The following is a 13,430-nucleotide window of genomic DNA, read 5'->3' as shown; positions in this document are numbered from 1 at the left end:
AGCCGGTCGCGAGCGCTGCCGGTCCAACGACGGCGACCCGCCGGCAGCACCCGGCAGCCGCCAACGCCGCCGCCACACGGCCGCTTGCGGCAAAGGAGCATGACCATGGACCCCGCACCAACCCGCCACGGCGTCGCCCCTGCCGGTGAGCGCCCCCTTGCCTCAAGCGTGCCGCAAGACGCGAAGCCGCACCCGCCGTTGCACACCGGTTCTCCCGCGGCGGCGCTGGCGCGCTCCTGGAACGAGCAACAAGACCGCCTGAGGTCGCTGCACCACATCTCCTTCGACGGCCGGGTGTACCACTACCGCGGCTTCCGCTATGAGCGCCTCGACGATGCCATCCGGTATGCGGAGCTCCTGGCTGCGCGCGGCGAACACGCCGCGGCCGGAGAGGCGGACATCCCTGCGCAAGGGGTGCCCGCGCAGGTGGCCGATGCAGTCGCCTGGCCCACCGCTGAAGAGATGGAGCTGATGGGCGCCCTGTCCATCTCCTTTGATCAAGGCGTCTTCCATTTTGGCGAGTACCGCTACGACCGCCTCTCGGACGCGGTCAACTACGCGCGCCTGATCCGTTCGAGGGCGGCGCCGGACTCGCCTTGAAGGCCCCCTTCACAGAGTGCGCGCACGCTGGTCGAGGGACCGCACGCAGATCGCCTGCTCGCACAAGCCCTGCGCTTCGACTTGCACCGTTTCCCCCGGCCGCAGGTCAAGGAAGTTGTCCGAGAACCGGACACCCGGCGCGCTGAGCCACACCCCCTTGGCCGGCAGCGACGCGCTCAGTGTCAGGCAATCGCCTTGTCGCCCCAGCCGCAAGTCGGGATCGGGCAGCCGGTAGAAGCGGTAGGGTTCGCTCCAGGCTGTGTCTCGCGCCACCATCCCTCGGCCCGCCTCCGTCAGCACCAACTCGGCCAGCACGGCCTCCGGCAAGGCGGGCAGCGGCAGCTCGAAGCCCTGCGAGCCGTTCGCCGGTATGGCGCAGGTCTGCTCGATGTCGGCCACCTGCGCGCCATCCAGTCCAAAGATCCGCAGGTGCGCAAGTGCCACCCCGGCGGTGCGCCGGGCCGACAGCACGTTGCATCGCGCCTTGCCGGCCTGCAGGCGCAGCGACACCGCCACCGGCGCCAGGCAGCGCCGCACCGTGTACCAGGCGGGCTTCGGCACGCCGCCCGAATCGATGATGGACCAGCTGATGGCCGGCCAGCAGTCGTTGAGCTGCCAGACCAGCGCGCCGCCCACCGCCCGCGCCCCGTCGCCGATCCAGCGCGAGCGGAAGTCCTGATACGCGTAGCGCAAGGCCTCGGCCTGCACGAACTGGGTGGCATAGACCATGTCGCCCCACTCGGGCCCGACGTTGAGGGTGTCGGCCAGGTACACGGCAAGCCGGCGGTGCCCGTCGGGCGCCTCCGCCGAGCCGGCCTTGTTGTGCGCCGTCAGCGTGCGGCTGAGGGCAAAGCGCTCCGCCGGCGGCACCGCCTGGTCCAGCACCTCCTGCGACGCATGGGCCTGCATGCCGAACTCGCTGATGAAGCGGCCTTGCACGCGGAGGTACTGCTGGTACGGCAGCATCTGCCCGTGCCACACCTCCCAGCTGTGGCGGTCGCCCACCGTCGGGTCGGCGGTGGCCAGCACGCCGGTCGCCGTGGGGCTGTACGGGCTGCCGGGCCAGTAGGGCCGCTGGGGATCCAGCGCCAGGCACACGCGCGGCAGCAGCTCCTCGTAGATCACGCGCGCCTCGAAGCCGGCCTTTCCGGCCTGCGGGCCATACAGGCCGATGGATTCCGCCACCGCGTAGTCCTCGTTGTTGCCGCACCAGATGGCCAGGCTGGGCCGGTGCCGCAATCGCCGCACGGCGGCCTCCGCCTCGGCCTCCACGCTGCGCAGGAACCCGGCATGCGCGGGATAGATGCCACAGGCGAACAGGAAGTCCTGCCACACCAGCACACCGAGTTCGTCACAGGCATCGTAGAAGGCATCGTCCTCGTAGATGCCGCCACCCCAGACGCGCAGCATGTTGAGATGCCCCTGCACTGCCTGCCCGACCCGTTCCCGGTAGCGCGCCGGGCTGATGCGGTTGAGCAGGCTGTCGTCGGGGATCCAGTTGGCACCGCCGCAGAACAGCGGCACACCGTTCACCTCGAAGTGGAAGGAGCGCCCGGCCTCGCCGGCCACCGGCTCCTGCACCAGCCGCAGGCGGCGCAGACCCAGCCGCCGCTCCTCATGCGCCAGCGGGCTGGCCACGCCGGCCGACTCGGCCTCCAGCGTCGTCACCAGCCGGTACAGCGGCTGTGCGCCCAGCCCGGCAGGCCACCACAGCTCGGGCGCCTCCACCACCAGCGTCGCTTGCGTCAGGGCGGCGGCCGGCAGGCGCGCTTCGCCCACCAGGCGGCCGTCCGGTGCGTGCAGCCGGTGGTGGACCACCACCGTGTCGGCCGCCGGCAGCCCGGGCCCGGCCAGCACGGTGCGCACCACCACCTGGGCGCGTCCGCCGGCGTCGTCGATGCTGACCGGGCTGTCGAGCTCCACCACGCGCAGCGCGTAGCTCTCCAGTGCCACCGGCTTCCACGGCCCCGCCGTGAGCAGCACCGGGCCCCAGTCCCAGCCATAGTGGTACTGCGCCTTGCGCACATGCAGCCGGCTGGCATCGCCGTTCCACAGGTGCCGGCGGCCGAACAGCGCCTCCCGTTCGCGGCCGCGGCGCAGCGCCGAATCGAACACGATGGCAATGCGGTTGGCGCCCCGTCGCAGCCACTGGCGCACCGCCACGCGGGCCGGCACGAACATGTTGTCGCTCTCAAGGACGGGCACCCCGTTGAGCCACACCCGCGCGAAGGTGTCCAGGCCCTCGAACACCAGGTCGACCGCCTCGGCCAATCGGTCGGGGTCCAGCTCGAAGTCAAGCCGGTAGCACCAGTCGGTGTCGGCCACCCATTGCACCGAGGTCTCGTTGGTGCCGACAAAGGGGTCGGGAATGCGGCCGGCGGCAATCAGGTCCTGGTAGACGGTGCCCGGCACCTGGGCGGGCATCCAGTCGGCCGCGTCGTCGTCAATGTTGTGCAAGAGGTCGACGGTGGGGTCGACGGCGCGGAAGGACCATCCCTCGTGCAGGGGCAGGCGGTGAAAGGGTTTCACAGTGGTTTACTCGCAATGGCACACGACGGCACGGCCGTCAGCGGCGAACAGGTGGAAGGAAGAAGGTGAAGGCGCAATGCCGACGACGTCGCCGGCCCGTGGAGCAGGCGCCTGGCCGCCACCCAGGCGCACGGTGAGGCGGTGGCCCGCGGCCCCGGCCAGCGTGAGGTGCACGATGTGCTCGCCGCCGTGGTATTCGGCCAGCTCGACCCGCGCCGCGATACCCGCTTCGGGCGCGACCAGGCGCAGGTGCTCCGGCCGCAGGCCGAGCTTGAAGGGCGTTCCGTCCTGCGCTGCCACGCGGCAGTCGGCCGGCAGCACCCAGCGTGCGGCGCCGGGCAGCATCAGGGCGGTGTCCCGGGCGCCACGATGCAGGGTCGCGTCGACCAGGTTCATGCTCGGCGAGCCGATGAAGGTGGCGACGAAGGCGTTCGCCGGGCGCTCGTAGAGCTCGCGCGGCGTGCCGATTTGCTCGATGCGGCCTTCGTTGAACACGGCGATGCGGTCGGCCAGCGTCATGGCCTCCACCTGGTCATGCGTCACATAGACCATGGTGGTGCGCAGTTCCCGGTGCAGCCGGGCGATCTCTTCGCGCATCTGCACCCGAAGGGCGGCATCGAGGTTCGACAACGGTTCATCGAACAGAAAGACCTGGGGCTGCCGCACCAGGCAGCGCCCGATGGCCACCCGCTGGCGCTGGCCACCCGACAGCGCCGCCGGCTTGCGATCCAGCAATGGCTGCAACTGCAAGGTGGCCGCCACCCGGTGGATGGTCTGCTCGATCTCGCCGCGTGCTGTGCCGGCAAGGCGCAAGGCGAAGCCCAGGTTCTCCCGCACCGACATGTGCGGGTACAGCGCATAGCTCTGGAACACCATGGCCACGCCCCGCTGCGCGGCCGGCACCTCGTTGACCACCCGGCCACCAATGAGCACCTCTCCGGACGACACCTCCTCCAGCCCCGCGATCATTCGCAAGGTGGTCGACTTGCCGCAACCCGACGGCCCGACGAACACCACCAACTCGCCATCGGCAACCTCGAGGTCGATGCCCCGTATCACGCGAGGCCCCGAGGGATAGCTCTTCTCTAGATGTCTGACCTGCAGCGCAGCCACTGTCTCGCTCCGTTGTTGTGAAGGCACCGGCTGCCATTGCCGGCGAACTAAACAATACTAAACGACGCAGACGTTTCGCGGCAAGAACGACTTTGCACACAGCTTCTCGCTTTCCCTAACCTCTAAGCAAACACATGAAAAGGCGCTTGACTGGGGGGCCGGGCGGCCCCTACGCTATCGCGGTTGGTTTAGTAAACATTCAGACAGCGGCGCACGAAGCGCACAGCGAAGACCTGAGAGGAGACCGTCCGGTGAAGACAAAAGCAATGCTGGCAGCGGTGGCTGCCGTGGCCGCCATGGCACAGGCGCAGGCCACCCGGCTGACCATCTGGTTGGTGGGCGACGACAAGGGGCCCCAGATCCTGCAACCGGCCGTGGAGGCGTTCAAGCGCCGTCACGCCGGCGTCGAGGTGGAGGTGCGCGCCATCCCCTGGAGTGACGCGATGACGAAGTACTCGGCCGCGCTCGCCAGCAAGAAGGGGCCGGACATCCTGACGGGCGGGCTCTCCTACGGCATGGAGCTGGGCACCAAGGGCGGGCTGCTGGATCTGGCGAAGAAGGCCCCCGACCTGGTCAAGACGGTCCAGCAAAGCGGCCACCCCGGCATCGTCCGCGCCACCGCCACGGCGCCGGCGGTGTTCGCGCTACCCTACGACCTCACCGTGCAGCTGCAGTTCTACCGGACCGACAAGGTCGCCCGGCCACCTTCCACCTGGGACGAGCTGAGGGACGAGGTGCAGCGGCAGCAGGCGGCCGGCAACCGGGGCTACGCCCAGCAGTGGGGCAACATGGGGTGGGTGGGCTTCTTCCCCTACCTGAAGCAGGCCGGCGGCGCGCTCTACGACGCGGCATGCACGCGCTCGGTGGTGGACAGCCCGGAGGCCGTCCAGGCACTGCAGTACTACGCCTCGCTCTACACCCGCTTCAAGCTGCCGACCGACACCTGGCCCGATGTGGAAAGTGGCCTCGAGAACGGCACCCATCCGGTCGTGCAATCGGGCAGCTGGATGTTTGCCAGCCTCGATGTGTCGCGCAAGAAGATCGCAGGCAAGTGGGCCGCCAGCAAATTGCCGGCGGGGCCCAGCGGGCGTTCCACCGCCCTGGTGGGCGGCACCGTCATCGGCGTGACCACCATTTCGCCTCAGCCGGACCTCGCGGTCGATTTCGTGCGCACCATCTACGACAGCGAGACGACGCGCCAGATGATGACCGCGGCCGCCAAGCGCGGCTTCCTCTGGCTGCCAGGCGGCCGGCACGACCTCATTGCCAGCGCCGACCTGCCGCCGGAGCGCAAGAAGCCGCTGCTGGAGCAGCTGGCCGATGCGGAGGGCCCGCCCACCTGCAAGGGCTGGGAGCGCAGCGACGACACCCTCACCCGCGCCGTGCAGCAAGTGGTATTGAGCGGTGCCGACCCCAAGGCCGCACTGGGCGAAGCCGCCCAGCGCTTGACGCGCGAGCTGGCGAGATAGCGCGCCAGATCCGGACCCGCGCCGCCGCCGCCCGCGCCGCGGCGTGACACCCAAGACCGCCCTGCATGCAGCCTCACCCGAGGCGGCTGGGGCAGCTCTGCCCGCGCGGCTTGCGGGCAACCGACGACAAAACGCATCCAACAAGGAGACAACCGCATGAGATGCCATGCCCCCCCGGGCACCCTTGCCCTGGCCCTGGTCTCAATGGCCTGTGGCGGATGGGCCGCCGAGGCTGCAGCCTTCGGCCTGGCCCTGAACGGCTACATCCGCAGCGGCGTGCTGATCACCGACGATGGCACCCGTGGCAAGGACGTTGGCCTGATGACGCAACTCGGCAAGTTCCGCCTCGGCAACGAGCAGAACACCAAGATCGAGTTGCTGCCCAAGCTGAGCGGCAGCACCCCCGACGGCGTCATTGCCCGCTTCCGCGCCAACCTGACCCATGAGACCCAATGCACCGCCGACTGGAACTGCAGCGACGCCGACGGCCACGACCTGCAGGTGCGCGAGGGCTATGCCGAGATCGAGAACCTGCCGTTCGCGCCGGGCGTCGTCTTCTGGGCGGGCAAGCGCTACAGCAGCTCCAACACCTCCAGCCACCAGTATGACTGGGAGTACATCCAGTACAACGGCACCGGAGGCGGCTTCGACCGCCTGGACCTGGGCCTGGCCAAGATGGACCTCGGCCTCTATGCCTTCACGCCCAGCAGCGAAAGCTCGTTGAAGCCGGCCGATCCGGACGCCAAGGGGCACCCCGACAACTATTCCCTCAACCTGTGGCTGAAATCGATCGGCGGCTCCGGACTCGACCTGGAGCTGGTGGCCCACCACATGAAGCGCAGCGAGTCGCGTCCGGGCGCGGCGGACAGCGGCCATGGCGTGACGGCGCTGTACCGTCTGCCGGGCTTCTACGGCATCAGCCCGGGCGGCTATTCACGCATCGCCCTGCAATACGGCAAGGGCCTCGCGGCCGGCAACAGCCTGGGCAAGAATGGCTGGGGCTGGGCCAACCTGGACCGGACGCAGTCATGGCGGCTGGTGTTCGACGCGCTGTACACGGCCGGCCCGCTCGACATTGCCACCTTTGCCTTCTATCAGAAGGACCGTCAGTTCCGTGACTGGAGCAGCGCCGACACCGGCTGGGGCCGCTCGATGCATGCGCTCGGCGTGCGTCCGCAACACCGCCTGATGAAGTACCTGACGATGCAATACGAGCTGGGCTGGGAGCACTACGACGAGAGCGACGGGGCAACAGCCGGCCGCAACGACATGAAGGGCGACCTGTACAAGGCCACCATCGCTCCCACGCTGACCTTCGGCGAGGGCTTCTGGGCGCGACCGCAGCTGCGCGCCTTCGCCACCTATGCGAAATGGGACCGCGGCGTGTCGGCCCGCCTGCACGATGCCTACACCCGCCGAGGCAACCGGCACACCGTCAACTGCGGGGTGCAGGCCGAGGTGTGGTTCTAGGCCGCGGCCCGGCGCCACCGCCGGCGGGGCACATGCACCGTCGGGCGGTTCATCACCGGGGGCACCGCATGCCGGCCGACGTGGCGGCCGGACACACCATGCCGCCCCCCGTGCAACGCCACGGTTCGAGGAGAGATTCGATGAGAAAGCTGTTGACCGCTTGCGGCCTGGCCCTGGCACTCGCCGCGCCCGGCATGAGCAGCCAGGCACAGACCTTCACCGTGGCGGGCTCCGACCTGCGCGATGCCAATGGCCAGTCATTCGTGATCCGCGGCATCAACGTGCCGCTGGCCTGGTACTACCAGGACGTCTACAACAACATCGGCGCGATTCGCGCCAACACCGGGGCCAACACGCTGCGGCTGGTCTGGACCGCCGGCGCCGGCTCGGACGAGGCATGGCAGGCGGCGCTGCGCCGCACGGTGGAGCACAAGATGATCCCCATGCTGGAACTGCATGACGCCACCGGCAGCAACGACCCCGCCCGGCTCCAGCAAGCCGCCAACTGGTGGGCCTCAAAGGCCGACCACCTGAAGCGGCCCGAGGTCGCGCGCCATGTGCTCATCAACATCGCCAACGAATGGAGCGACTGGTACATGGCCAGCCCCGACCATGCGCCGGACGTTGCCGTGTGGTTCGAGGCGTACAAGAACGCCATCACCACCATCCGCAATGCCGGGATCCGCTCGACCCTGGTGATCGACGGCGCCGGCTACGGCCAAGACATCCAGCACAGCCTGAAGGCCTACGGACGCGCCCTGATGCAGCACGACCCGCAGCACAACCTGTTGTTCAGCGTGCACCTCTACTGCGAATGGACCAACGCAGCGGCCATCGAGCAGGGGCTGCGGTCGGTCAAGGAGGCCGGGCTGCCGATCCTGGTCGGCGAGTTCGGCAACGACCATCCGCCCTGCGGTGCCCTGCCCTACCGGGACGTGATGCGCATCTCGCAGCAACACGGCCTCGGCTACCTGGCCTGGTCCTGGAAAGGCAATACCCCGGGCCAGCTCGACCAGCTCGACATGAGCCGCGACTGGGCCGGCACCTCGCTCACCGGCTGGGGCCATGACGTGGTGCACGACGCCAATGGACTGCGGGCCACCGCGCGCACGGCGTCGGTCTTCGGCGGCAGCTGCGGCGGACAGGCGCCGAACGGCTACCCCTATTGCTGCGACGGCAGCAGCACCGACCCCGACGGTGACGGCTGGGGCTGGGAGAACAACCGCTCCTGCGTCGTGGGCTGCGGCGCCAGTGCGCCGAACGGCCATCCCTACTGCTGCAACGGGTCAAGCACCGACCCTGACGGCGACGGCTGGGGCTGGGAGAACAACCGCTCCTGCGTCGTACCCGGCGGCCGGGCCAGCCATGCAGCATCCTCACTGGCGCCGGCCCTGGCCGACGCCGCACCGGCCGCGGGGGCGATGACCGCCATGGCCGGCGCAGGGCCCGCTCTGCAGCCCTGACCGGCTGCACAGGGTGGGGGTGGCACACGACGCGCGGTTCCCCCCCACAGTACCGACAGGTGCCAGGCCGCTGTCGCGCAGGGTCCACCCCCAGCCCGACAGCGGCCGAACCGGAATGTCTTGCATGAACACCGTCCACCCAGACCATCCCCTGCCGTTGCCTGCCAGCCCCTTGCGGCCGGTGCCGGCGCACCGCCTGCGGCGCGCGCTGCGCCGGCACGGCGGCAACGTCCTCCTCATCACGCCTTTCCTCGCCCTGTTCGGCCTGTTCGGCATCTGGCCGGTGCTGCGCAGCGCCTACCTCAGCTTCACCGACTACCACGCCACCGACGCGGGACGCTGGATCGGGCTCGGCAACTACATCGAGCTGTTCCAGGACGATCGCTTCTACCGCGCGCTGGCCAACACGACGCTGTACATGGTGATGGTGTCCATCATCTCGGTGCTGCTGGGCCTGGCGCTGGCGGTGGCCTGGGGCTCGCAACGGCGCTCGCACCGCTGGCTGCGGGTGGCGTTCTTCCTGCCGTCGGTGGCCGGCGGGGTGGGTGTGATCTCGGTCTGGAAGTACCTGGCCAACTCCGAGCCCTACGGGCTCTTCAACACCGTGCGCGCCGTGCTCGGCTTGGAGCCGGTGCGCTTCCTCGGCGACCCGGCGTGGTCGCTGCCGCTGCTGACGATGATCGCGGTGTGGTCCGCGATGGGCTACAACATGGTCATCTTCGTGGCCGGCATGCGCAGCATTCCGGCCGATTTGCACGAAGCCGCTGCGCTGGATGGCGCCACGCCAGCCGAGCGCTTCCTGCACATCACGCTGCCGCTGTTGCGACCCACCCTGGTCTATTCGCTGATCACCGGGATGATCACCTCCTTCCAGGTGTTCTACGAGCCCTACATCCTGTTCGGCACGGTGGGCGCCGTCGGCGGTCCGCTGGATTCGGCACTGATGCTGGTGAGCTACCTGTTCGACCACGGGTACAACCAGCTCAACCTGGGCTACGCCTGCGCGGTGGCCTGGGTGCTGACCACCATCCTCTTCCTGCTGACCCTGGTGAACCTGCGGCTCGGCCGCACCCATGACAGCCATTGAGCCCAGCCCGCGAGCGTCCATTTCAAGAGAGAGCGAGCATGCACCTCCTGCCCAATGAAACATCCTCCCGCTGGTGGACGCTGGCGCGTCTGCCGCTGCTGGCCCTGGTGGTCAGCGTGCTGCTGCCCTACTACTGGATGGCCATCGGCGCGTTCAAGACGGTCCCGGAACTCGTGCAGCAACCGCCCACCTTCATCGTGGAGCGGCCGACCTTGCAGAACTTCCACGACCGGGGCTACACGCCGGCCGAGCCGCGGGACGGCCACTGGGCCGGCATCCTGCAGCACACCGAGGACCAGAGTGGCTTCCTGCGCTTCTACCTGAACAGCCTGGGCGTCACGCTCTTCGTCACCGCGGTGAGCCTGTTGGCGGCCTCGCTGGTGGCCTTCGTGCTGGTCAAGCGCCCGTTCCCCGGCAGCCGCCTGCTGTTCAACCTGCTACTGGCCAGCATGATGGTGCCGTGGGAGGTGACCATCATCCCGAACTTCATCACCGTCACCGACCTGGGCTGGATCAGCACCTACCAGGCCTTGCTGGTCCCGGGCCTGGCCAAGGCCTTCGTGGTCTTCTATTTCCGCCAGATCATGCTGTCGCTCTCGAACGACCTGATCGACGCGGCGACGATGGACGGCGCCGGCACCCTGCGCATCTGGTGGAGCATCGTGCTGCCCATCACACGGCCGTCGCTGGCCGCCATCGGTATCCCGGTGGCGATCGCGGAGTGGAACAACTTCCTGTGGCCCTTGCTGGTCGTCAACGAATCCTCCCACATGACGCTGCCCCTGATGCTGGGCAAGCTGGCCGGCAACCTCACCTTCGACCCGCAGTCGGCCGGCGTGCTGATGGCCGGTTCGCTGCTCGTCTCCCTGCCGGCGATCGTGGCGTTCCTCGCCTTCCAGCGCCAATTCATCGACGGACTCACCGCCGGCGCCTCCAAGGGGTGAGGCCGCTCACCCAGCCCTTCGCGCCGGCCCGCTTGGCCGGCCTGCAGCGAGGCGGACCGGCCCGCCTTCGCGTCGCCTTCTTCACGACGAGATCGACATGACCGACATTTCCGACCCGCAGGCCGCAGGCGTCCTGCTGCGCGGCCAGGACGACACCGCCTGGCATGCGCGCCTGCACCGTGAACTGCAGGACTGCATCCTGCCGTACTGGGCAGGGCCGATGCGCGACCCGCGCGGCGGCTTCTTTGGCGGCCGGGATACCGAGGGCCGCCTGCGCGACGACCTGCCGCGCACCGCGGTGCTCGGGGCACGGGTGCTGTGGACCTTTGCCACGGCGGCCCGCGCCGGCGGCCAGGCCGCCTGGCTCGACACGGCGGCCCATGCCTGGCGGTGGCTGCGCACCGTGTTGTGGGACGAGCGACACGAGGGCGTGTACTGGAGCGTCGACGCCGACGGGCGCGCCCTGCAGGACCACAAGCACAGCTATGCACAGGCGTTCGCCATCTACGCCTCGGCCGCCTACGCCCGGCTGGGGCAGCCCGATGCGCTGGCCCTGGCGCGCCGCCTGTTCACGCGGCTGGAAGCGGCACGCGACATCGAGTACGGCGGCTACTACGAAGGCTGCCGCCGCGACTGGCAGCCGGCCCCCGGATTGCGCCTGTCCGAGCGTGAGCCCGACGCCTGCAAGACGACCAACACCTTGCTGCACCTGCTCGAAGCCTTCACCGAGCTGCAGCAGGTGGCCGCAGAGCCGGCCGTCGCCGACCGGCTGGGCGAGCTGGTCGATCTGTTCCTGGCGCGCCTCTGGCGCCCCGAACAGCGCGCCTTCGGCATGTTCTTCGAGCGCGACTGGAGACCGATCGGCGACCGCGTGTCCTATGGCCATGACATCGAAGCTGCCTGGCTGCTGCACCGTGCGGCCCAGGTGCTGGGCGACCCGGCACGGCGGGCCCGGGTGCGCGAACTGGTGCCGCAGGTGGCGAGCGCCGTGCTCGAGCGCGGCGTGGCGCCGGACGGCTCACTCTGGACCGAGGGCACGACCGGGGCAGCCGACGACCGCACGCGGCAGTGGTGGTGCCAGGCAGAGGCGATGGTCGGCTTCCACGACGCCTGGTCGCTCAGCGGGCACCTGCGTTTCGCACAGGCCGCACGCGGCTGCTGGGACTACATCACCGCCCACTTCACCGACCCCCGCGGCGGCGACTGGTTCAAGCAGCTGGACGAGCAGGGGCGCCCCGTTGCCGGCCACCTGAAGGCCGGCCCCTGGGAATGCCCCTATCACCACGCCCGCGCCTGTCTGGAGATGATGCAGCGGCTGGCGCCAGCGGCCGAGTGAGCGCCCGAAGCGGCGCGGTGCGCCAACCGACCACGGCAGGCCGCCCCTGGCCTGGGCCGCGTCATCTCCGGCGCCGGGAGCTGTCACGCACCAGCAGCTCCACCGGCCGCAGGTCTTCCCCGGGGGCCAGGTGGCCGCGAATCAGGTGCAGCGCCGCCAGCCGCCCGAGCTCCTCCTTGTCCACCCGCACGGTGGTGAGCGACGGGCGAAAGCGTGCCGCGGCGGCAATGTCGTCATAGCCGGCGAAGGCGATGTCCTGCGGGATGCGCACGCCCTCGGCGAGGCAGTGCTGCATCGCGGTGAGGGCAGTGGCGTCGTTGTAGGCCAGCACACCGTCCGGGCGCTGCGGGAGTGCCAGCAGCTGCTGCATGGCGTTGACCGCAGCGTCTTCATAGGGCAGCGACGGGTCGAGGCTCACCTCCAGTTCAGGATCGGCCAGGCGGCCGGCATCGAACAGGGCCTTGCGGTAGCCCTTGTAGCGCAAGGCGATCGAGTGGTGGGCCAGCGGACCGCTGATCATCGCAATGCGCTGGCAGCCCTGCTCGATCAGATGCCGGGCCGCCAGCCAGGCGCCCAGCAGGTTGTCGTCATTGACGCAGAAGGCGCCGGCGGCATGGTGGTCCACCAGCACCAGTGGCAGGTCGGTCGCACGGATCTGCTCCAGCATTGCCGTCTCGAAGAACCCCGCCGACAACAGCGCGTCCGGCTCATGGCGCCGAACCAGCTCGGCGATCGGGTCGTCGGGCCCGAGCGACAACAGGCTGAGCGACACCGCCTCCTCGCGGCAGGCGTCTTCCGCGCCCTGCAACACGCGGGAATAGAACGGGTTGTCGCTCAGCTTGGCATGCGAACGGTTGATGAGAAACAGCAGCCGGCGCCGGCTCGGGCGCAGCTTGGCCAGATCGTAGCCCTCGCGTTCTGCCACCTTGAGCACCTCGGCACGGGTTTGCTCGGACAGCCCCGGCTGGTTCTTCAGCGCGCGCGAGACGGTGCCGACAGACACCCCCGCCGCGGCCGCGATGTCGCGCAGTGTGACGCTTCTTGTAGTCATGTGGCGTGGGGCATCCTGGACCTCTCCTGCACCGGTGGAGAAGCACCGGAACTGAAACAGAACGCGAGGTTTAGTAAACCGGGCCGCAGTATACGGCCGACCCACGGCGCGGCCGGGCGGAAGCGCCGATGCCGTGAGGGCTGGTGCGGCGGCGGCTGAAGGTTGCGCTGCTCGGCGCCCCTGCAGGCTCGCAGGGCGGCGGATCTAATGCAACGCAGGGCAGGCCTAGCCTGGCTGGAGGAAGGTGGATAGGTTGCTGAAGAAGCGGGCCCAGCCGAGCGCCCGGCATGGCCGCCGACGCCGGTCCGACGGCATGCCGGGGGCTGCACATGCACATGCACACGCACATGCAAATGCAGAGGCAGACG

General features: G+C 69.3%; 10 protein-coding genes. 7 read left to right on the top strand and 3 right to left on the bottom strand.

Annotated features, from left to right (window positions below):
• Window positions 1-105 precede the first annotated feature (105 nt).
• Window positions 106-600: a hypothetical protein gene (locus tag N7L95_RS27535; RefSeq protein WP_301260831.1), complete on the top strand. Its 495-nt coding sequence runs from the start codon at window positions 106-108 to the stop codon at window positions 598-600.
• A gap of 9 nt (window positions 601-609) precedes the next feature.
• Here the strand turns inward: N7L95_RS27535 and N7L95_RS27530 are convergent, their stop codons facing one another.
• Together N7L95_RS27530 and N7L95_RS27525 are read right to left on the bottom strand one after the other, a co-directional pair.
• Window positions 610-3,129 (bottom strand): beta-mannosidase, encoded by a 2,520-nt coding sequence (locus N7L95_RS27530; protein WP_301260830.1) that lies wholly within the window; start codon window positions 3,127-3,129, stop codon window positions 610-612.
• A gap of 6 nt (window positions 3,130-3,135) precedes the next feature.
• A complete protein-coding gene (locus N7L95_RS27525; protein ID WP_301260829.1) occupies window positions 3,136-4,242 on the bottom strand; it encodes an ABC transporter ATP-binding protein in 1,107 nt (368 codons plus the stop codon).
• A 251-nt stretch (window positions 4,243-4,493) separates the two neighbouring features.
• Between N7L95_RS27525 and N7L95_RS27520 the strand changes: the two genes are divergently transcribed.
• The 6 genes from N7L95_RS27520 (at window position 4,494) to N7L95_RS27495 (ending at window position 12,011) form a co-directional block, all read left to right on the top strand.
• The gene (locus tag N7L95_RS27520) at window positions 4,494-5,711 is read left to right on the top strand and encodes an extracellular solute-binding protein (RefSeq protein ID WP_301260828.1); all 1,218 of its coding nucleotides are present in this window, start codon (window positions 4,494-4,496) and stop codon (window positions 5,709-5,711) included.
• 156 nt (window positions 5,712-5,867) lie between these two features.
• A complete protein-coding gene (locus tag N7L95_RS27515) occupies window positions 5,868-7,181 on the top strand; it encodes a carbohydrate porin (protein WP_301260827.1) in 1,314 nt (437 codons plus the stop codon).
• A 140-nt stretch (window positions 7,182-7,321) separates the two neighbouring features.
• On the top strand, window positions 7,322-8,644 hold the full coding sequence (locus tag N7L95_RS27510; RefSeq protein ID WP_301260826.1) for a cellulase family glycosylhydrolase: 1,323 nt from the start codon (window positions 7,322-7,324) through the stop codon (window positions 8,642-8,644).
• Between the two features lie 124 nt (window positions 8,645-8,768).
• Window positions 8,769-9,731 (top strand): carbohydrate ABC transporter permease, encoded by a 963-nt coding sequence (locus tag N7L95_RS27505; protein ID WP_301260825.1) that lies wholly within the window; start codon window positions 8,769-8,771, stop codon window positions 9,729-9,731.
• A 38-nt stretch (window positions 9,732-9,769) separates the two neighbouring features.
• A complete protein-coding gene (locus tag N7L95_RS27500; protein ID WP_301260824.1) occupies window positions 9,770-10,675 on the top strand; it encodes a carbohydrate ABC transporter permease in 906 nt (301 codons plus the stop codon).
• A 97-nt stretch (window positions 10,676-10,772) separates the two neighbouring features.
• Window positions 10,773-12,011, top strand: a complete 1,239-nt coding sequence (locus N7L95_RS27495; protein ID WP_301260823.1) for an AGE family epimerase/isomerase — start codon at window positions 10,773-10,775, stop codon at window positions 12,009-12,011.
• A 61-nt stretch (window positions 12,012-12,072) separates the two neighbouring features.
• On the opposite strand, the gene N7L95_RS27490 is transcribed toward N7L95_RS27495, so the two are convergent.
• The gene (locus N7L95_RS27490) at window positions 12,073-13,062 is read right to left on the bottom strand and encodes a LacI family DNA-binding transcriptional regulator (protein WP_301260822.1); all 990 of its coding nucleotides are present in this window, start codon (window positions 13,060-13,062) and stop codon (window positions 12,073-12,075) included.
• Window positions 13,063-13,430: the final 368 nt, after the last annotated feature.

Origin of the sequence: Eleftheria terrae, assembly GCF_030419005.1 — a bacterium.
Classification (GTDB): domain Bacteria; phylum Pseudomonadota; class Gammaproteobacteria; order Burkholderiales; family Burkholderiaceae_C; genus Caldimonas; species Caldimonas terrae.
The sequence above is the reverse complement of the archived record's forward strand: the minus strand, read 5'-3'. Positions and strand labels throughout refer to the sequence as shown.

Excerpts from the sequence above, each read along its gene's own strand:
- N7L95_RS27535 (WP_301260831.1), top strand. The coding sequence starts at position 106 with ATGGACCCCGCACCAACCCGCCACGGCGTCGCCCCTGCCGGTGAGCGC.
- N7L95_RS27515 (WP_301260827.1), top strand. The coding sequence starts at position 5,868 with ATGAGATGCCATGCCCCCCCGGGCACCCTTGCCCTGGCCCTGGTCTCA.
- N7L95_RS27510 (WP_301260826.1), top strand. The coding sequence starts at position 7,322 with ATGAGAAAGCTGTTGACCGCTTGCGGCCTGGCCCTGGCACTCGCCGCG.
- N7L95_RS27505 (WP_301260825.1), top strand. The coding sequence starts at position 8,769 with ATGAACACCGTCCACCCAGACCATCCCCTGCCGTTGCCTGCCAGCCCC.
- N7L95_RS27500 (WP_301260824.1), top strand. The coding sequence starts at position 9,770 with ATGCACCTCCTGCCCAATGAAACATCCTCCCGCTGGTGGACGCTGGCG.
- N7L95_RS27495 (WP_301260823.1), top strand. The coding sequence starts at position 10,773 with ATGACCGACATTTCCGACCCGCAGGCCGCAGGCGTCCTGCTGCGCGGC.
- N7L95_RS27490 (WP_301260822.1), bottom strand. The coding sequence starts at position 13,062 with ATGACTACAAGAAGCGTCACACTGCGCGACATCGCGGCCGCGGCGGGG.